Source organism: Pseudomonas sp. GW822-FHT05A08, from assembly GCF_058800485.1.
The window spans coordinates 1,525,467-1,544,638 of record NZ_CM179511.1 but is presented as its reverse complement, the minus strand read 5'-3'; the positions used below and the strand labels follow the sequence as shown (position 1 = coordinate 1,544,638).

Sequence of the window (19,172 nt, the reverse complement as noted above, 5' to 3'; positions counted from 1 at the left end):
ACTCGAGGCCGAATAAATCCGCGAATGGATTTTTCAGACCCGCAGTGAGGACATCCATGCGCCAACCGGATATCGAGATTTACCTGAAAGACGCCGACGTCGACCACAAGGCCATCGCCGCCTGGCTCGGCGCGGCCCTGGGCCCGTGCAGCGACTGGGTGCAGAAAGGCCAGACCTACAAATGCAAGGCGGGCAGCGTGCCAGTGACCTGGCTGCCGAAAGCCGTGGGCAAATGGAACAGCCTGTACCTGGAAAGCGACCAGACGCCGTGGGACGACGACATCGCCTGTGCCCGCGCCGCCTTCGCCGCGCTGAACGTCGAAGTGCGCTGCGCACCGGGCAGCTGGGTCGAGGAAGAAGGTGAGGAATCGGCCGACCGCTGGATTCGCATCAGCGCCGACGGGGAAGAAGAGATTACCTGGCGTACCGCCTGATTCTGCTTACTGTAGAAGCGAAGCGTGCTCGCGATAGCGTTATCGCGAGCACGCTTCGCTCCTACAAGGCACAGCGCTTACAAACCGACTACATCCTCTGCCTGCAAACCCTTCTGCCCCTCTACCACGGCGTATTCAACCTGCTGCCCTTCGGTCAGCGAGCGGTGGCCTTCACCACGAATAGCACGGTAGTGGACAAATACATCGGCACCACCTTCACGCTGAATGAAGCCGTAGCCCTTGGCGTCGTTGAACCACTTCACGCTGCCGGTCTCGCGAGTTGCCATCAATCCATCCTCCGTCTTTTTATTATCAGTCGGCTTACTGAAACGAAGCCGTGAGAACTTTCGCCTGGACCTGGGTTTCTATTGATGGGCCCCGCATGCCCAGGCGTCAGTCGGGCGAGTATATGACAGGCAGAAAAACTCTCAACTCAATCTTGTTTGCCGCTTTTTTGCCGATTTTCGGTGAATCCGGCACACTAGCCGCCCCGAGCAACTGCTCGGTTTTTTCCACTAAAGCAGAAGCCGTATGACCCGCTCCCCGTTCCGCCGTCTTGTGTTTGGCACCTTGCGCCGACTGTTGTACCTCTGGGTTCGCTCGGAGACGATCAACCAGTCGTCCTTCACCCTCAACCTCGACCGCAGTCGTCCGGTGTTCTACGTCCTGCAAAACCCTTCGCTCACCGACCTTGCCGTGGTCGATACCGAGTGCACCAAGGCCGGGTTGCCGCGCCCGGTGCTGCCGGTCTCGGTGGGTAACCTGCTGGAACCCGCCGCGTTTTTCTACCTGACCCCGGCCCCGGACTGGCTCGGCCGCCAGGACAAGCGCGGCGCGCCACCAACCCTGACCCGTCTGGTCAGCGCCCTGAGCCAGAATGCCGCCGAAGACGCGCAGATCATTCCGGTCAGCGTGTTCTGGGGCCAGTCGCCCGACAGCGAATCGAGCCCGTGGAAACTGCTGTTCGCCGACAGCTGGGCAGTCACCGGGCGTCTGCGCCGGCTGCTGAGCATCATGATCCTGGGCCGCAAGACCCGGGTGCAATTCTCCGCGCCGATCCACCTGCGCGAACTGATCGAGCACAACAAGGGCCACGAGCGCACCGTGCGCATGGCCCAGCGCATCCTGCGGGTGCACTTTCGCAACCTGAAGGCCGCGGTGATCGGCCCGGACATTTCCCACCGGCGCAACCTGGTCAAGGGCCTGCTGAACCAGCCGCTGGTCAAGCAGGCGATCCTCGACGAAGCCGAACGGGAAAAGATCTCCCCGGAAAAAGCCAAGGCCGTGGCCTTGCGTTATGGCAACGAGATCGCCTCGGACTACACCTTCACCGCGATCCGCTTCCTCGAAGTGGTGCTGAGCTGGTTCTGGAACAAGATCTACGACGGGATCAAGGTCAACCACATCGAAAGCGTGCAGAAAGTCGCCCCGGGCCACGAAGTGATCTACGTGCCCTGCCACCGCAGCCACATCGACTACCTGCTGCTGTCCTACCTGCTGTTCCGCAACGGCCTGACCCCGCCGCACATCGCCGCCGGGATCAACCTGAACATGCCGGTGATCGGCAGCCTGCTGCGCAGGGGTGGAGCGTTCTTCATGCGCCGCACCTTCAAGGGCAACCCGCTCTACACCTCGGTGTTCAACGAATACCTGCACACCCTGTTCACCAAGGGTTTCCCGGTGGAGTACTTCGTCGAGGGCGGGCGTTCGCGCACCGGGCGCATGCTGCAACCGAAAACCGGGATGCTGGCCATCACCCTGCGCAGCTTCCTGCGCTCCTCGCGCATGCCGATCGTCTTCGTCCCGGTGTACATCGGCTACGAGCGCGTGCTGGAAGGCCGCACCTACCTGGGCGAGCTGCGCGGGGCGAGCAAGAAGAAAGAGTCGATCTTCGACATCTTCAAGGTCATCGGCGCCCTCAAGCAGCGTTTCGGCCAGGTGGCGGTGAACTTCGGCGAGCCGATCAAGCTGGCCGAGTTCCTCGACCAGGAACAGCCGGGCTGGCGCGCCCAGGAGCTGGGCCCGCAGTTCAAGCCGGCCTGGCTCAACGAAACCACCAACCGCCTGGGTGAAAAAGTCGCCCAGCACTTGAACGAGGCGGCGGCGATCAATCCGGTCAACCTGGTGGCCCTGGCGCTGCTGTCCACCAGCCGCCTGGCCCTCGACGACCGCGCCATGGCCCGGGTCCTGGACCTGTACCTGGCGCTGCTGCGCAAGGTGCCCTACTCGCCCCACACCACCCTGCCGGAAGGCGATGGCCGGGCCTTGATCGAGCACGTGAAGGACATGGACCTGCTGTCCGAGCAGAGCGATGCCCTGGGCAAGATCCTCTACCTGGACGAGCAGAACGCCGTCCTGATGACCTACTACCGCAACAACGTGCTGCACATCTTCGCCCTGCCGGCGTTGCTGGCGAGCTTCTTCCAGAGCTCGTCGCGCATGAGCCGCGAACAGATCCTGCGCTACACCCGGGCGCTGTACCCCTACCTGCAGTCGGAGCTGTTCATCCGTTGGTCCCTGGACGAACTGGACGGGGTGATCGACCAATGGCTGGAGGCCTTCGTCGAGCAAGGCCTGCTGCGCTTCGAGAAGGAGCTGTACCTGCGTCCGGCCCCAAGCTCGCGGCATTTCGTGCTGCTGACCCTGCTGTCCAAGAGCATCGCCCAGACCCTGCAGCGCTTCTACATGGCCATCTCGCTGCTGCTCAACAGCGGCCAGCGCAGCATCAGCGCCGAAGAGCTGGAAGACCTGTGCACGGTCATGGCCCAGCGCCTGTCGATCCTGCATGGCCTGAATGCCCCGGAGTTCTTCGACAAGAGCCTGTTCCGCCACTTCATCCAGACCTTGCTGGAGCAGGACGTGCTGCGCCGCGACGAGGCCGGCAAGCTGAGCTACCACGAACTGCTCGGCGAACTGGCCGAGGGCGCGGCCAAGCGCGTGCTGCCGGCGGAGATTCGCCTGTCGATCCGCCAGGTGGCCCTGCATCGCAGCGAAGATGCCGCCGAGCAGGTCGCCGCACCGCAGCAAAGCGACTAGATTCTTATCGGCGCCAGGCGGTTTCTGGCGCCCCCCGATACGGAGATCCAACATGAAAAAGTTCACCCTGCTCGCCCTTGCCACCCTGCTCGGGGCCTGTAACAGCATGCAACCTGCCAGCAAAGCCAGCCTCGATGGGGAAGTCTTCTACCTGCAACGCATCGCCCTGCCGCCAGCCGCCACCCTGAGCGTCAGCCTGCAGGACGTGTCGCTGGCCGACGCCCCCGCGGTGCTGCTGGCCGAACAGAAGGGCCCGGTCAAAGGCCAGGTGCCGCTGCCCTTCCACCTCAGCTACGACCCGGCCCAGGTCAAACCCGGGCACCGTTATTCGGTCAGCGCGCGGATCGAAGTGGCTGGCAAACTGCTGTTCGTCACCACCGAGCACAACGGGGTGAAACTCGACGGCAGCGATCCGCAACCGCTGAAAATCCGCGTCGATGCGGTTCGCTAATCCCTTCTCTCGAACAAGGAAGCTGCCATGCTCCGTTCTTCCCTTCGCTTCACCAGCCTGTGCGCCGGCCTGCTGATCTGTGCCAGCGCCCTGGCGCTGTCCCTCGGCGACCTGTCGCAGCAAGACGCCACCGGCGGCCTCAAGGACGCCCTGACCCAGGGAGCCCAGGTCGCGGTCAAACAACTGGGCACCGCCGGCGGTTTCAGCAACAACCCGGACGTGCGCATCGAACTGCCGGGCAACCTCGGCAAAGTGGCGAAGAAAATGAAGCAGTTCGGCATGGGCGCCCAGGTCGAGGAACTCGAGACCAGCATGAACAAGGCCGCCGAGGCCGCCGTGCCGCAGGCCCAGGCGCTGCTGGTGGATGCCGTGAAGAAGATGAGCGTGGAGGACGCCAAGGGCATTCTCAGCGGTGGCAAGGATTCCGCCACCCAGTATCTGAGCAAGACCAGCCGCGAACAGATCCGCGTGAAGTTCCTGCCGATCGTCAAACAGGCCACCGACCAGGTGGGCCTGGCCAAGCAGTACAACGCCTTCGCCGGCCAGGCCGCCACCTTCGGCGTGCTGGATGCGAAGAACGCGAATATCGAAAGCTACGTGACCGAACAGGCGCTCAACGGCCTGTTCGAGATGATCGGCAAACAGGAAGCGACCATTCGCGAGAACCCGGCGGCAGCGGCCACCAGCCTGGCGAAAAAAGTCTTCGGAACCCTGTAACCCCTACCTGTAGGAGCGGCCGGTCGACGCTCGATTGCTCGCGATCTAGACGCCGCGGTGTGCCTGACACACCGCGGCGTCTAGATCGCGGGCAAGCCTCGCTCCTACAGGCGAATCAGGTTTTCTTGATCCGGAACCACGCCGCATACAACGCCGGCAAGAACAGCAGGGTCAGCGCCGTCGCGACAATCAGCCCGCCCATGATCGCCACCGCCATCGGCCCGAAGAACACGCTGCGTGACAGCGGGATCATCGCCAGCACCGCCGCCAGCGCGGTCAGCACGATCGGCCGGAAACGCCTGACCGTCGCCTCGATGATCGCCTGCCACGGAGTGAGCCCGGCGGCGATGTCCTGCTCGATCTGATCCACCAGGATCACCGAGTTGCGCATGATCATCCCCGACAGCGCGATGGTCCCGAGCATGGCCACAAAGCCGAACGGCTGGCGAAACACCATCAGGAACAGGGTCACGCCGATCAACCCCAGCGGCGCGGTGAGGAACACCATCGCCGTGCGCGAGAAGCTGCGCAGTTGCAGCATCAGCAGGGTCAGCACCACCACGATGAACAGCGGCACGCCGGCCTTCACTGAGTTCTGCCCGCGGGCCGAGTCTTCCACGGTGCCCCCGACGTCCAGCAGGTAACCGTCCGGCAGTTCGGCGCGGATCGGCTCCAGGGTCGGCAGGATCTGCTGCACCAGGGTCGCCGGCTGTTCCTTGCCATAGATATCGGCGCGCACGGTGACGTTCGGCAGGCGGTTGCGGTGCCAGATGATGCCTTCCTCGAAGCCGTACTCCAGGGTCGCGACCTGCGACAGCGCCACGCTCTTGCCGTTGTCGGTGGGCACCGCCAGGCTCGACAGCAGCGACAGCTCGGTACGTTCATGCAAGGTCCCACGCAGCAGGATCTCGATCAACTCGTTGTCTTCGCGGTACTGGCTGACACTGGAGCCGGTCAGCGAGCTTTGCAGGAACTTCGCCAGGTTGGCTGTGCTCACGCCCAGGGCCCGCGCACGGTCCTGATCGATATTGAGGTAGACCACCTTGCTCGGTTCTTCCCAATCCAGGTGCACGTTGGTCACATGGGGGTTCTCGCGCACCTTGGCCGCCACCTTGCGCGCCAGGGCCCGCACCTCTTCGATGTGCTCGCCGGTGACGCGGAACTGCACCGGATAGCCCACGGGCGGGCCGTTTTCCAAGCGGGTAACTCGCGAGCGCAGGGCCGGGAACTGCTCGTCGAGGGTTTCGATCAGCCAGCTGCGCAGGCTTTCACGTTCCTCTATGGTCTTGGCCAACACCACGAACTGGGCAAAGCTCGCCGCCGGCAGTTGCTGGTCCAGGGGCAGGTAGAAACGCGGCGAACCGATACCGACGTAGGCCACGTAGTTATCGATGCCGGCATGATCCTTGAGCATGGTCTCCAGGCGCTTGACCTGATCGGCGGTGTTGCTCAGGGACGCGCCCTCGGCCAGTTTCAGGTCGACCATCAGTTCCAGGCGCCCGGAAGCCGGGAAGAACTGCTGCGGCACGAAGCGGAACAGCATCACCGAGGCGATGAACAACAGCACGGTCAGGGCGATCACGGTCTTGCGCCGGCGCACGCACCACTCCACCATCCGCCGCACCCGCTGATAGAACGGTGTGCCGTACGGATCGGGCTGGCCGTCGGCGCCGCCGTGCTTGGCCGCGTGCAGCTTGGCCAGGTCCGGCAGCAGCTTCTCGCCCAGGTAGGGCACGAACACCACCGCGGCGATCCATGAGGCCAGCAGGGCGATGGTCACCACCTGGAAGATGGAGCGGGTGTATTCGCCGGTGCCGGACTGCGCCGTGGCGATCGGCAGGAAGCCGGCGGCGGTGATCAGGGTACCGGTGAGCATCGGGAACGCGGTACTGGTCCAGGCGTAGCTGGCAGCCTTGAGCCGGTCATAGCCCTGCTCCATCTTGATCGCCATCATCTCCACCGCGATGATCGCGTCGTCCACCAGCAAGCCCAGGGCCAGCACCAACGCGCCGAGGGAGATCTTGTGCAGGCCGATCCCCAGGTAATACATGGTGGCGAAGGTCATCGCCAGCACCAGCGGGATCGACAGGGCCACCACCATGCCGGTGCGCACACCCAGGGAAAAGAAACTCACCAGCAGCACGATCGCCAGGGCTTCCACCAGCACCCGGACGAACTCGCCGACGCCGGTCTTCACCGCGGCCGGCTGGTCAGAGACCTTGCGCAGCTCCATGCCGGCGGGAAGGTTTTTCTGAATCCGGGCGAACTCCAGTTCCAGCGCCTTGCCCAGCACCAGGATGTCGCCGCCGTCCTTCATCGCCACCGCCAGGCCGATCGCATCCTGCCCCATGAAGCGCATGCGCGGTGCCGGTGGATCGTTGAATCCGCGACGCACGTCCGCCACATCGCCGATGCGGAAGGTACGGTCGGCCACCCGGATCGGGAAACTGCTGATCTGCTCGACGCTCTGGAAATTACCGGACACCCGCAATTGCAGGCGTTCGCTGCTGGTCTCGAAGAAACCGGCGGTGGACACCGCGTTCTGTTCTTCCAGAGCCTGCTGCACCGCCGCCAGGGGCAGACCCAAGGTCGCCAGCTTGACGTTCGACAGCTCGATCCAGACCTTCTCGTCCTGCAAGCCCAGCAACTCGACCTTGCCCACGTCCTTGACCCGCTGCAGCTGGATCTGGATGCGATCGGAGTAATCCTTGAGCACCGCGTAGTCGAAACCGTCGCCGGTCAGTGCATAGATATTGCCGAAGGTGTCACCAAACTCGTCGTTGAAGAAGGGGCCCTGGATACCCGGCGGCAAGGTATACCGGATATCGCTGATCTTCTTGCGCACCTGATACCAGAGCTCGGGGATCTGCGCCGAGTGCATCGAGTCGCGCGCCATGAAGGTCACCTGGGATTCACCCGGGCGGGAAAACGAGACGATACGCTCGTACTCGCCGGTTTCCATCAGCTTCTTTTCAATACGTTCGGTGACCTGCCGGGAAACCTCCTGGGCCGTGGCGCCCGGCCAGCTGGTGCGGATCACCATGGCCTTGAAGGTGAAGGGCGGATCTTCGCTCTGGCCCAGCTTGGTGTAGGACAACGCCCCGACTATGGCCAGCAACAGCATCAGGAACAGCACGATCTGGCGGTTGCGCAACGCCCATTCGGAAAGATTGAAACCCATCGGGGATTACTCCTTGGCCGCCAGATTGACTACGCGGTTGGAGCGATCCACCGGGCGCACCTGCTGCCCCTCATGGAGCACATGCACACCCGCCGCCACCACCCAGTCGCTGACTCCGAGGCCTTCGAGTACCGGTACGCTCTTCTCGCCAAAGGCGCCGAGACGCACCGGGGTCTTTTTCAGGGTGTTGTTGGCGTCTACCCGCCAGACATAGGCGGCACCGTTTTCCGCGGTCACCGCCGACAGCGGCACCGACAGCGGCACACTGCCCGCTGTCTGAATGAACACTCGGGCACTCTGCCCCAGTTCGGCCGGGACCTTGCCGGCGGTAAAGGCAATGCGGGCGGCGAAGGTACGGGATCGTGGGTCGGCGGCCGGCGACAGCTCGCGGATCTGCCCGGCGAAGCGCTGGTCGGGCTGGCTCCACAGCTCCACCGACACCGGCTGGCCGATGCGGAAACGGCCGAAACCCTGCTCCGGCAGGCTGATCAGCACTTCCCGCTCGCCGTCGGTGGCCAGGGTAAAAACGGTCTGGCCGGCGGCAACCACCTGGCCGACCTCGACCGTACGCCGGGCCACGACGCCGTCCTGGGGCGCGCGCAGCACGGCGTAACCGGCCTGGTTGCTGGCCACGTCGAACTCGGCCTTGATCTGCTTGAGCCGGGCCAGACCGGAGCGATATAGATTCTCGGCGTTGTCGTACTGGGAACGGCTGACCAGTTGCCGATCCATCAGGGTCTTGTAGCGGTCACGCTCGGAGCGCACCAGGTTCAGGTTGGCTTCGGCCGCCGCCACCTGGGCCCGAGTGGCTTCCAGTTGCAGCCGCACGTCCTGCGGATCGAGCTCGGCCAATGGCTGATCGGCCTTTACCCGCTGCCCCTCATCGACCAGTCGTCGGCTGACCTTGCCCCCGATCCGGAACGCCAGGTCCGGTTCGTAACGCGCCCGGACCTCGCCAGGGTAGCTGTCCATGGCCTGCGCCGCGGGCTCTGGCTGCACCACCATGGCCGGGCGGACGGTGGTTTGCGCGGTTTCTTCATGGCCGCACGCGGACAGCAGAACGGCCAGGCTGACTGGCAACGCGAGGGATAAGGCATAGCGGAACATGGTGAGGGACCTTTCGCTAAGGGTGCTTCGAATAATTATACTGGTGGGTATGTTATTAATAGCAAACTCACCAGTCCAGTATTAAAGCGAAGAATGTCCGACAATCTTTCTACCTCAAACGGCCCCGGCCGCCCCAAGGACCTGGCAAAACGCCAGGCCATTCTCGAAGCCGCGAAAACGCTGTTTCTGAGCAACGGCTACGCCAATACCAGCATGGACGCGGTGGCTGGCGAAGCGGGTGTTTCCAAACTGACGGTGTACAGCCATTTCAACGACAAGGAGACCCTGTTTTCCGCCGCGGTGATGGCCAAGTGCGAGGAGCAGTTGCCAACGCTGTTCTTCGAATTGCCCGCCGGCATGCCGATCGAAAACGTGCTGCTGAATATCGCCCGGGGCTTTCACCTGCTGATCAACAGCGAAGAATCCTTGAACCTGCATCGCCTGATCATGGCCCTGGGCAGCCAGGACCCGAAGCTCTCGCAGATCTTCTTCGAGGCCGGACCGCAGCGCATGCTGCAAGGCATGGAACGGCTGTTGACCAGGATCGACCAGAGCGGCGCCCTGCGCATCGACAAACCGCGTAACGCCGCCGAGCATTTCTTCTGCCTGCTCAAGGGCGCGGCGAACTTTCGCCTGCTCTACGGCTGCGGCGCGCCGCTGAGCGACGAAGCCGCCGAGGAGCATGTGCGGGAAGTGGTGGGGTTGTTCATGCGGGCGTATCGAGCCTGAAGACCCTATCGCGAGCAAGCTCGGTCCTACAGGTCATGCGCAGTCCCTGTAGGAGCGAGCTCGCTGGCGAAAAAACCGATGAAGATCAGGCCTTGAGCGCCTTCTTCGGATAGATATCGTAACGGCTGGATTTGCCATCCAGCGCATGGCTCGGCTTGGGGCCTGCGATGCACGGCGCCTTGCGCGGGCGCTTGACCACCACCCGGTGGCTGGCCAAGGCCAGGGCGGCCTCCAGCAGCGCCGGGGCGTCCGGGTCGTCCCCGACCAGTGGGCGGAACAGGCGCATTTCCTTTTTCACCAGCGCGGTCTTTTCCCGATGCGGGAACATCGGGTCCAGGTAGATCACCTGGGGCGGCTCGCCCTCCCAGTTGCGCATCACCTCGATCGAGTTGCCCTTGAGCAGGCGCATGCGGGCCACGATCGGCGCCACCTCGAAATCCTCTCCCGCCCGGGCCAGGCCATCTTCCAGCAAGGCGCCGATCAAGGGCTGGCGTTCGATCAGGCTCATCTCGCAACCGAGGCTGGCCAGGACGAACGCATCCTTGCCCAGCCCCGCCGTGGCATCCAGGATCCGCGGACGCACACCCTGGGCGATGCCCACCGCCTTGGCGATCATCTGCCCACTACCGCCGCCATACAGCCGTCGGTGAGCCGCGCCACCCTCGACAAAGTCCACCCGCACCGGCCCTGGCGCATCGGCGCCGAGCTGCTGCAGTTGCAAGCCCTGCTCGCCGACCTGCAGGGCGAATTCCGCCTCGTCGATCTGCAATGGCAGCCCCAGTCGCTCGGCCCAGTGCGCCGCCTGCGGCTGGAATGCATCGGCCAAGGCCTCGACTTTGATGCGGCAGGCCGCTGGTTGCTCACTCATCTGAAAACACGCTCAAAAAATTAATGATCGGCAAAAACTGCCGATAAAAGAACTATCCGGCATTTTGCCAGAGCTGAGCGTCGACCCGAGAGAAATGTCAGACATTCGAAGCCTATCCATTGGCGTCATATCGCCCCACGGCGATTACGGCCTCAAAAATTCCCAGGCACTGAGCGGCGTCAGCCATCTGTGGCAGGATTTCTTTGCCCAGGCGCTGGCCGAGCAACGCGGCGATGGCGCGAAGGTCACTGACGACAATTCTCCGGTGGCCGTGGACGGCCCGACCGAACCCCATGGCGGCAGCGACCTGCTGGCGCAAATCGTTACCCAGCGTCATTGCGACGTCCAGGACACCGAGATCCGCCCGCCGGAACCGTTGTTCCTACCGATCGCCGAGTTCGAGACCGAGCTGCTGGACAAACCGTTTCCGCCGTTCCCGCCGGAAGAAATCGCCGCCCAGCAACACCAGCAAGACTTCGAAAGCGGCTGGGTACGCCCCATTGTCCTCAATGCCGGCCAGCCCCTGCCCGAGCCGAGCCCGGCGCCGCAACCGCGGCCGTTGCACCTGCCGATCGCCGAACTCGAACTGGAGCTGCTGGACAAACCCTTCCCGCCCTTCCCGCCGCAAGAACTCATCGAGCAGCAGAAACAGTTCGATTTCGATACCGGCTGGGCGCGTCCGCTGATCCTGCAGAACCTGCGGATCGCCGCCTGACCTCAAGCCGGTTTCACCGACAGATCCACTACCGGCAATGGCACCTAGCGACAACCCGGCCGCTCAGCCCTTGAACAACCGATTGATCTGCCCGAACGGCAACGCCTGGTCGGCAAAGTCGAAGCTGCCGTGGTCGCGGATTTCCTGCGCCGCCTGATAGAAGGCGCCATAGGCGGCCCGCGCCAGGGCCGAACCGACGCTGATCCGCTTCACCCCCAGCTCGCTCAACTGCGCCAGGGTCAATTTCACGCCACCCGACATCAGCACGTTGACCGGTTTGGGCGCCACCGCGCGGACCACGGCGATGATTTCCTCGGCCGAGCGCAACCCAGGCGCATACAGCACATCGGCGCCGGCCTCGGCATAGGCTTGCAGGCGGCGAAGGGTGTCCGGCAGGTCCTGCCGGCCATGCAGCAGGTTTTCCGCCCGTGCCGTGAGCACAAAGGGAAAAGGCAATTGCCGCACTGCGGCGACCGACGCCTCGATACGCTCGACCGCCAGCTTGAAGTCATAGATCGGATCATCGGCCCGGCCCGTGGCGTCTTCGATGGAGCCGCCCACCGCCCCGCAGGCAGCCGCTTGGCGCAGGGTCCGGGCACAGCCTTCGGGGCTGTCGGAAAAACCGTTCTCCAGGTCCACCGCCACCGGCAGGCTGCTGGCGCCGACTATGGCGCGAACGTTGCCCAGGGTGTCCTCCAGGGACAAGGCGCCTTCAGCGTCGGGGCGGCCCAGGGAGAACGCGAAACCGGCGCTGGTGGTCGCCAGGGCCTCGAAGCCGAGGCTGGCCAGCATCTTGGCGGAGCCCGCGTCCCAGGGGTTGGGAATCACGAAAGCCCGATCACGCTCATGCAGGGCCTTGAAGGTTTGGGCACGAAGGGTTTGCGCATCCATTGGCGGACTCCTGGACAGGGAAATGATCCCGTTCAGAGCAAGCCGAGTTGCTCCGCGGCGGGCTCTCTGTATAGCTCAGGCAAGGCTGGCAATCCAGGCAGGCGCTCCATCAGGCGCACATGGAAACGCCGCGCCAGCTCGGCAGCCAGGCGGTTATCGGCGGTGTGCAGGAAGATGTAGGGGGTTCGCCCTTCCTCGATCCAGCCGGCGACCTTGTCGATCCAGGGCTCCAGGAACGGATCGTTGGCCTCAAGCTCCGGATGACCGATAAAGCGCACCTGGGGAAACTGGGTGAAGGCGGCCGGGCGCGGCGGTACCTTGGGTTTCTTCGATTGCGCATGGAGCACCGACGGCTCGCTGGAAGTGCAACTGAACAAGGCGCGCGGGTCGAGGCAGATGCGCTCTACCCCACGATCCAGCAGCAGGCGGTTGAGCATGCGCTCGGCATCGCCCTTGGCGAAGAAATCCCGATGCCTGACTTCCACCGCCAACGGCCGCTCCAGGCCGTCGATAAAGCCCGCCAGTTCCGCCAGGCGCTGCGGTGTGAAGCTCGCGGGCAGTTGCAGCCACAGCGGCGAAACACGTTCGCCCAGCGGGCTGAGCAACTGCAGGAAGCTCTCGGCCGCGCCCAATTGTTCGCGCAGGTCGCCGCCATGGCTGATGTCGCCGGGAAACTTGGCGGTGAAGCGGAAATGTTCGGGCATGGTCTGCGCCCAGCGCTGCACCGTGGCCTCGGCGGGGCGCGCATAGAAGGTGGTATTGCCTTCCACGGCATTGAAGACCTGGCAATACAGGCCGAGAAAGTCCGTCGGCCGCGCGCTTTCCGGGTACAGGTACTCACGCCAAGCGTTTTCGCTCCAGGAAGGACAACCGAGGTAATAAGGCAGCAACATCAGATGTGCAGGTCGAGACCCACCACTTCCATATCCCAATCGACGAAACCGGCGGTGGTCAGGTAGCTGGCCAGAGCGTTGGCGACGCTTCTTTTCATGGCGCGCTGGAAGATCATGTCCTGTGGACGGGCGGGAAGATTGCTGGTGCGCCCGGCAGAAGCCTGGGAGCGCGCCTGGGCAGGAGTCTCGGGTTGGACTTCGACGGCATCTGCGTCCTCGAGGGAGTCGTCCAGCAGCACGCTGCCTTTGCGAGGCTTGCGCTTGATGGGGTAGGACTGAGAGGAAATGCCGTCTATGCGCATAATCACATGCTCGATATCGATGATGGCAATTTAGCGGCACCTCGCCGACTACGCAAATGCCCGAGTGATAACTAGAACACAGAAAATGCAAAAGGTTTAAAAGCCACCGAAAACTGGCACGAAAACCTGACGATTGACACGCTCGCCACGCGGACTCGTGATGGCGAACAGCTCTGCAGCGGCCTGTCAGCGCGCTTTTGGCGTCGCCACCTTGTCCCGCAGGTACACCGGTTGCGCCTCATCCGCCGGGATCGCCTCGTCGCGCTCCCAGGCAAAGCGCGCCAGGGTCAGCAAATCTTCGGCGTGGGGCAGCATGCCCGCGTCCTGGCCACTGAGATTGACCCCGATACGCTCGGCGTAGCCCCAGCCGGTGCCCGCGCCGAACCAGTCGCCGCTGGCGTCCGCCGGCAACGCAGCGGCTTCCGGCGGCAGCACCGCTTCGGCCCCTGCCAGGCGCATCTCGCCCGCCACTTCGCGGTAGCAGCCCCAGTAGACCTCATCCATTCGCGCATCGATGGCGGCGGCCACCTGGGTCGCGCCGTGTTCGCGCAATGCGCGCTGCGCCAGCACCGCCAGGTTCGACACAGGCAGCACCGGGCGCTCCAGGGCGAAGGCCAGGCCCTGGACCACGCCGATGGCGATCCGCACACCGGTAAAGGCCCCGGGCCCGCGACCGAAGGCAATGGCATCGACGGCCTGCAGGCTGGTGCCGGCATCGGCCAGCAGTTTCTGGATCATCGGCAGCAGCTTCTGTGCATGCAGGCGCGGGATCACCTCGTAGTGGCTCGTCACCTTGCCGTCGTGCAGCAAGGCGACCGAGCAGGCTTCAGTCGCGGTGTCCAGGGCCAGCAAGGTGCTCATCGATGTTTCCATAAGGCAGAGGGAGTTGAAAAAAGTGACGCATTATAAACAGCAACGGCCCGCAAGCGGGCCGTTGAAGATCAAGCCGGTACGACTGATCAGCTCAGCGCTTCGAGCACCTTGCCGGTGATCGACTCGACCGAACCGACGCCCGCGATGTGGCTGTACTTCGGCTTGCCCTGGCTGGCGGCCAGGCTCTGGTAGAACTCCACCAGCGGCTTGGTCTGGGAGTGGTAGACCGACAGTCGATGACGCACGGTTTCTTCGGTGTCGTCTTTACGCTGGACCAGGTCTTCACCGGTGATGTCGTCTTTACCGGCGATTTTCGGCGGATTGTAGACGGTGTGGTAAACGCGGCCCGAGGCTTCGTGCACACGGCGACCGGCGATACGCTGGACGATCTCTTCGTCGTCGACGGCGATCTCGACCACGTTGTCCAGCTCGACGCCGGCTTTGACCAGCGCTTCGGCCTGAGGAATGGTGCGTGGGAAGCCGTCGAACAGGAAACCCTTGGCGCAATCGGCCTGGCTGATGCGTTCCTTGACCAGGTTGATGATCAGGTCATCGGAGACCAGACCACCGGCGTCCATCACGCTCTTGGCTTTCAGGCCCAGTTCGGTGCCGGCCTTGACCGCTGCGCGCAGCATGTCGCCGGTGGAGATTTGCGGAATGCCGAACTTTTCGGTGATGAACTTTGCCTGAGTACCTTTACCGGCCCCGGGAGCTCCCAGCAGAATTACGCGCATCGATGTGCTCCTCAATTTTTTATTTAGAAACGCTCGGATTCGCCTCGTGGGGCCAATCTCGGAAATGGGATAGTGGCCGCCCAAACGGCCAAAGGCTGATCAAGATACACAGCCGACACAGCGCACACAAGCAGCCGAAAGTCGGAGCAACCCGCCGCCTTTATGCCCTGGCGACAGGGTATTGCTGGTCGCAACCCCATAACAAAGTGTCGCCTGGCGACGGTCGCCAGCCCTCTCGGGCCAGCGCTCGAAGTACCGTGCCAAGCCACTGAAAACCCCGGCAATTACCTTAGCCGGTATTGCGCAAACCGGCGGCAATCCCCGCCACAGACACCAGCAGCGCCTGTTCCACCGGGCTGTCCTGGGCGCCGTCCTGGCGTCGCGAACGAGCCAGCAGTTCGGCCTGCAATAGATGCAGCGGGTCCAGGTAGGTATTGCGCAGGCGAATGAACTCCAGGGTGTCGGGGCTATGTGCCAGTAACTGCGACTGACCGGTCAACCCCAAGACCACCGAACACGCCTGCGACAATAAGTCGCGTAAATGCGCACCCAATGGCAGCAGCGCCGGTTCGACCAATCGTTCGTCGTAGGAACGGGCGATATCCGCGTCGGCCTTGGCCAGCACCATCTCCAGCATGTCGATACGCGTGCGGAAAAACGGCCACTGTTCGCGCATCTGCCCCAGCAACTCGCCCTCCCCGCGCTCCAGGGCCTTGCTCAAGGCGGTTTCCCAGCCCAGCCAGGCCGGCAGCATCAGGCGGGTCTGGGTCCAGCCGAAAATCCACGGGATGGCCCGCAGGCTTTCGATGCCGCCGGCACGCCGCTTGGCCGGCCGGCTGCCCAGTGGCAGGCGCCCCAGTTCCTGCTCCGGCGTGGACTGGCGGAAATACTCGACGAACTGCGGGTTCTCCCGCACCACCGCGCGATAGGCCTTCACCCCATCGTCGGCCAGTTCGTCCATCAGGTCGCGCCAGGCTGGCTGCGGCAGGGGCGGCGGCAGCAAGGTCGCTTCCAGCACCGCCGCCAGGTAGAGATTGAGGTTCTGCTCGGCGATGTCCGGCAGGCCGAATTTGAAACGAATCATTTCCCCTTGCTCGGTGGTACGGAAGCGCCCCGCCACCGAACCCGGCGGCTGCGACAGGATCGCCGCGTGGGCCGGGCCGCCGCCACGCCCCACGGTGCCACCGCGACCATGGAACAGCAGCAGCTCGACCTGCTGCTCACGGCAGATATCCACCAGTTTTTCCTGGGCCCGGTACTGCGCCCAGGCGGCAGCGGTGGTGCCAGCATCCTTGGCCGAGTCGGAATAACCGATCATCACTTCCTGCGGGCCCTGCAGACGCGAGCGATAGCCCGGCAGAAGCAGCAACTGCTCGATCACCGGGCCGGCGTTGTCCAGGTCGGCCAGGGTTTCGAACAGCGGCACCACGCGCATCGGCCGCAGCACGCCCGCTTCCTTGAGCAGCAGTTGCACGGCGAGCACATCGGATGCCGCGCCGGCCATGGAGATCACATAGGAACCCAGCGAAGCCGCCGGGGCCGCGGCGATTTCCCGGCAGGTCGCCAGCACTTCGGCGGTGTCGGCCGAGGGCTTGAAATAACCGGGCAACAGCGGACGACGGCTGCCCAGTTCGCGCATCAGGAAATCGATGCGCTCTTGCTCGCTCCAGTCGCCGTAGCGGCCCAGGCCCAGGTAGTCGGTGATTTCGGTCATGGCCGCGGTGTGCCGCGAGGAGTCCTGGCGCACGTCCAGGCGCACCAGGAACAGGCCGAAGGTCACCGCGCGGCGCAGACAGTCGAGCAACGGACCGTCGGCGATCACGCCCATGCCGCATTCGTGCAGGGACTCGTAGCAGAGCTCCAGCGGGTCCAGCAGCTCGCGGTTGTTCTGCAGCACCTGGGCAGTCGCCGGCACGCTACCGCTCAACGAGGCCTGGGCCCAGTTGCGGGTGGCCCGCAGGCGCTCGCGCAATTGCTTGAGCACCGCGCGATACGGCTCGGCGCTGTCGCCGGCCAGTGCCCGCAATGTCGCGTTGGCTTGCTGCATGGACAGGTCGGCAGCCAGTTGATCGACATCGCGCAGGTACAGGTCGGCGGCCATCCAGCGCGCCAGCAACAGCACCTCGCGGGTCACCGCCGCGGTGACATTGGGGTTGCCGTCACGGTCGCCGCCCATCCACGAAGCAAAGCGAATCGGCGCCGCCTCCAACGGCAAATGCATGCCGGTGGCCGCGTGCAAAGCCTGGTCGGCCTTGCGCAAATAGTTGGGGATGGCCTGCCACAGCGAATGCTCGATCACCGCGAAGCCCCACTTGGCTTCGTCCACCGGGGTCGGCCGGGTACGGCGGATTTCTTCGGTGTGCCAGGCCTCGGCGATCAGCCGCTGCAAGCGTGTCTGGATCTGCGCGCGCTCGGCCAAGGTCAGGTCGCGATGGTCCTGGGCAGCCAACTGCGCGGCGATGGCATCGTATTTCTGGATCAGCGTGCGGCGAGCGACTTCGGTGGGGTGGGCGGTCAGCACCAGCTCGATCTCCAGCCGTCCCAACTGCCGGGCCAGCGCCTCGGCGCCATGGCCTTCGGCCCGCAGGCGCGCCAGCAGTTCCGGCAGCACCCGCGACTCGAACGGCGCCGGCTGCGTCTCCTCGCGACGGTGAATCAACTGGTACTGCTCGGCGATGTTGGCCAGGTTGAGGAACTGGTTGAACGCCCGCGCCACCGGCAGCAGTTCATCCTCGCTGAGCTGGTTGAGGCTGGCGCTGAGTTCGGCATCCAGCGAACCGCGCCGGTCGGCCTTGGCACCCTTGCGAATCTGTTCGATCTTGTCGAGGAAACCCTCGCCATACTGTTCACGAATGGTGTTGCCCAACAGCTCACCCAGCAGGTGAACATCTTCGCGCAAGCGCGCATCAATATCGGTCATCTACCTGTTCTCCAGCGGACTCGGGGCTCCTGGTAAGCCCCAAGAGTGCCGCCAGCACATGGCTATTAGCAAGGGCGGTCTTGACGCGAACAGCTACGGGCAACACCGGTGCACGACGAAGCGCCTTTAAACCTTGCACTATGGAGCTAGTCTCAAGAGTAAGCCGCACAACGGCTTAGCGCCGGCACAGGCCGGTCACTCACCAAGCCCTGCCACAAGCAGGTGTTCATTGAGGTTGCCATGAAAATCCGTGAGCTCGCGCAACACTGGGAAGAAAACGCCAAGGGTCGCCTGACCCAGACCGGCTACACGATCTATCTGGATGTCGAAGCCGCCGCACGCCTGGCGGCAATTTCCGAGATGTATCCCAAACGCCGGACCGAGGAACTGCTCGGCGAACTGATCGGGGCCGCCCTGGAGGAACTCGAGACCAGCTTCCCTTATGTCCAGGGCCAGCATGTGGTCGCCACCGACGAAGAAGGCGATCCACTCTACGAAGACATCGGCCCTACCCCGCGTTTTCTCGCCCTGTCGCGGCGTTATCTGCACGATCTGTCGGCTCAGGCAGACGAGCAGAAACACTGATCCACGCCTGCATTTCTCACCGATAAGAGCGTTATTCCTGACCCCGGATCGGGTCAGGAGTACCCCTGCGCACGGCAAAAGTTCCTTATTTAGAGCCTTGTCTACACAGTCAGGAAATTTCCGGGCGATAGGCCATCTTCTCTGAACTATTCAAAAAAGCCTCGGGTCACAGCCAATAACCATCACTGGAACGGCCGTTTCATTTTCAACGCCCCCAGCCTTGTCGTCACTCAGCGTTACGGCGTCGGAACCGGGATGGATTTTGATGTTTTTCAGGAGTTATCCAATGGAGTTGAAGACCATGAAGATCAGCACTGCCAAATCCTCGTCAACCTCTCTGCGCGGGCTGAAACTGGCCGCGCTGGCTCTCGGTAGCAGCCTGGTCCTGGCCGGTTGCGCCGGTAATCCGCCAAGCGAGCAATACGCGGTGACGCAATCTGCGGTCAACAGCGCAGTCAGCGCAGGCGGTACCGAATTTGCCGCGGTGGAAATGAAATCGGCTCAGGACAAGCTCAAGCAAGCCGAGCTCGCCATGCACGACAAGAACTACGACGAAGCCCGGCGTCTGGCCGAGCAGGCCGAATGGGACGCCCGCGTCGCCGAGCGCAAGGCTCAGGCAGCCAAGGCCGAACAGGCATTGAAGGACTCTCAGAAAGGCGTTCAGGAACTACGTCAGGAAGGCATGCGCAGCGTGCAATGAGCCGCGGGCGCCGATTCCCACGTATTCGCAATCGAT

At 63.7% G+C, this 19,172-nt stretch carries 18 protein-coding genes; 8 read left to right on the top strand and 10 right to left on the bottom strand.

The window, feature by feature from the left end:
- Nucleotides 1-56: 56 nt before the first annotated feature.
- On the top strand, nucleotides 57-434 hold the full coding sequence (locus tag AC3RCP_RS06925; RefSeq protein ID WP_007927921.1) for a hypothetical protein: 378 nt from the start codon (nucleotides 57-59) through the stop codon (nucleotides 432-434).
- 77 nt (nucleotides 435-511) lie between these two features.
- Here AC3RCP_RS06925 and AC3RCP_RS06920 read toward each other — a convergent pair whose 3' ends face one another.
- Entirely contained in the window at nucleotides 512-721 is a 210-nt protein-coding gene (locus AC3RCP_RS06920) for a cold-shock protein (protein WP_007927922.1), read from the bottom strand.
- Between the two features lie 244 nt (nucleotides 722-965).
- Here AC3RCP_RS06920 and plsB point away from each other — a divergent pair, with 244 nt between their 5' ends.
- The 3 genes from plsB to AC3RCP_RS06905 are packed head-to-tail and all read left to right on the top strand — an operon-like array spanning nucleotide 966 to nucleotide 4,638.
- The gene (plsB, locus tag AC3RCP_RS06915; protein ID WP_053259787.1) at nucleotides 966-3,470 is read left to right on the top strand and encodes a glycerol-3-phosphate 1-O-acyltransferase PlsB; all 2,505 of its coding nucleotides are present in this window, start codon (nucleotides 966-968) and stop codon (nucleotides 3,468-3,470) included.
- A 52-nt stretch (nucleotides 3,471-3,522) separates the two neighbouring features.
- A complete protein-coding gene (locus AC3RCP_RS06910; RefSeq protein ID WP_053259786.1) occupies nucleotides 3,523-3,921 on the top strand; it encodes a YbaY family lipoprotein in 399 nt (132 codons plus the stop codon).
- Between the two features lie 27 nt (nucleotides 3,922-3,948).
- Nucleotides 3,949-4,638 (top strand): DUF4197 domain-containing protein, encoded by a 690-nt coding sequence (locus tag AC3RCP_RS06905; protein ID WP_053259785.1) that lies wholly within the window; start codon nucleotides 3,949-3,951, stop codon nucleotides 4,636-4,638.
- 115 nt (nucleotides 4,639-4,753) lie between these two features.
- Here AC3RCP_RS06905 and AC3RCP_RS06900 read toward each other — a convergent pair whose 3' ends face one another.
- Together AC3RCP_RS06900 and AC3RCP_RS06895 are read right to left on the bottom strand one after the other, a co-directional pair.
- A complete protein-coding gene (locus AC3RCP_RS06900) occupies nucleotides 4,754-7,819 on the bottom strand; it encodes an efflux RND transporter permease subunit (protein WP_492569383.1) in 3,066 nt (1,021 codons plus the stop codon).
- A 6-nt stretch (nucleotides 7,820-7,825) separates the two neighbouring features.
- Nucleotides 7,826-8,926, bottom strand: a complete 1,101-nt coding sequence (locus AC3RCP_RS06895) for an efflux RND transporter periplasmic adaptor subunit (protein WP_007927931.1) — start codon at nucleotides 8,924-8,926, stop codon at nucleotides 7,826-7,828.
- A gap of 93 nt (nucleotides 8,927-9,019) precedes the next feature.
- Here AC3RCP_RS06895 and AC3RCP_RS06890 point away from each other — a divergent pair, with 93 nt between their 5' ends.
- Entirely contained in the window at nucleotides 9,020-9,655 is a 636-nt protein-coding gene (locus AC3RCP_RS06890; protein WP_007927932.1) for a TetR/AcrR family transcriptional regulator, read from the top strand.
- Nucleotides 9,656-9,740: 85 nt separating this feature from the next.
- Here AC3RCP_RS06890 and AC3RCP_RS06885 read toward each other — a convergent pair whose 3' ends face one another.
- Nucleotides 9,741-10,523 (bottom strand): class I SAM-dependent methyltransferase, encoded by a 783-nt coding sequence (locus AC3RCP_RS06885; RefSeq protein WP_009042366.1) that lies wholly within the window; start codon nucleotides 10,521-10,523, stop codon nucleotides 9,741-9,743.
- 94 nt (nucleotides 10,524-10,617) lie between these two features.
- Here AC3RCP_RS06885 and AC3RCP_RS06880 point away from each other — a divergent pair, with 94 nt between their 5' ends.
- Nucleotides 10,618-11,238, top strand: a complete 621-nt coding sequence (locus AC3RCP_RS06880; RefSeq protein ID WP_007927936.1) for a hypothetical protein — start codon at nucleotides 10,618-10,620, stop codon at nucleotides 11,236-11,238.
- A gap of 63 nt (nucleotides 11,239-11,301) precedes the next feature.
- On the opposite strand, the gene AC3RCP_RS06875 is transcribed toward AC3RCP_RS06880, so the two are convergent.
- The 6 genes from AC3RCP_RS06875 to ppc form a co-directional block, all read right to left on the bottom strand.
- The gene (locus tag AC3RCP_RS06875; protein WP_101336947.1) at nucleotides 11,302-12,129 is read right to left on the bottom strand and encodes an isocitrate lyase/PEP mutase family protein; all 828 of its coding nucleotides are present in this window, start codon (nucleotides 12,127-12,129) and stop codon (nucleotides 11,302-11,304) included.
- Between the two features lie 32 nt (nucleotides 12,130-12,161).
- Nucleotides 12,162-13,022, bottom strand: a complete 861-nt coding sequence (locus AC3RCP_RS06870) for a DUF72 domain-containing protein (RefSeq protein WP_101336946.1) — start codon at nucleotides 13,020-13,022, stop codon at nucleotides 12,162-12,164.
- Entirely contained in the window at nucleotides 13,022-13,324 is a 303-nt protein-coding gene (locus tag AC3RCP_RS06865; protein WP_009047187.1) for a hypothetical protein, read from the bottom strand. The genes AC3RCP_RS06870 and AC3RCP_RS06865 overlap by 1 nt, the downstream gene beginning before the upstream one ends.
- A 186-nt stretch (nucleotides 13,325-13,510) precedes the next feature.
- Complete coding sequence (gene tsaB, locus AC3RCP_RS06860; protein WP_101336945.1) at nucleotides 13,511-14,185, bottom strand: tRNA (adenosine(37)-N6)-threonylcarbamoyltransferase complex dimerization subunit type 1 TsaB; 675 nt, start codon at nucleotides 14,183-14,185, stop codon at nucleotides 13,511-13,513.
- 98 nt (nucleotides 14,186-14,283) lie between these two features.
- On the bottom strand, nucleotides 14,284-14,931 hold the full coding sequence (adk, locus tag AC3RCP_RS06855) for an adenylate kinase (RefSeq protein WP_007927955.1): 648 nt from the start codon (nucleotides 14,929-14,931) through the stop codon (nucleotides 14,284-14,286).
- A 289-nt stretch (nucleotides 14,932-15,220) separates the two neighbouring features.
- Nucleotides 15,221-17,851 (bottom strand): phosphoenolpyruvate carboxylase, encoded by a 2,631-nt coding sequence (gene ppc, locus AC3RCP_RS06850; RefSeq protein ID WP_101336944.1) that lies wholly within the window; start codon nucleotides 17,849-17,851, stop codon nucleotides 15,221-15,223.
- A gap of 240 nt (nucleotides 17,852-18,091) precedes the next feature.
- On the opposite strand from ppc, the gene AC3RCP_RS06845 reads away from it, so the two are divergent.
- Complete coding sequence (locus AC3RCP_RS06845) at nucleotides 18,092-18,436, top strand: hypothetical protein (protein ID WP_007927959.1); 345 nt, start codon at nucleotides 18,092-18,094, stop codon at nucleotides 18,434-18,436.
- 286 nt (nucleotides 18,437-18,722) lie between these two features.
- On the top strand, nucleotides 18,723-19,136 hold the full coding sequence (locus AC3RCP_RS06840; RefSeq protein WP_007927961.1) for a DUF4398 domain-containing protein: 414 nt from the start codon (nucleotides 18,723-18,725) through the stop codon (nucleotides 19,134-19,136).
- The last annotated feature ends 36 nt before the right edge of the window (nucleotides 19,137-19,172 follow it).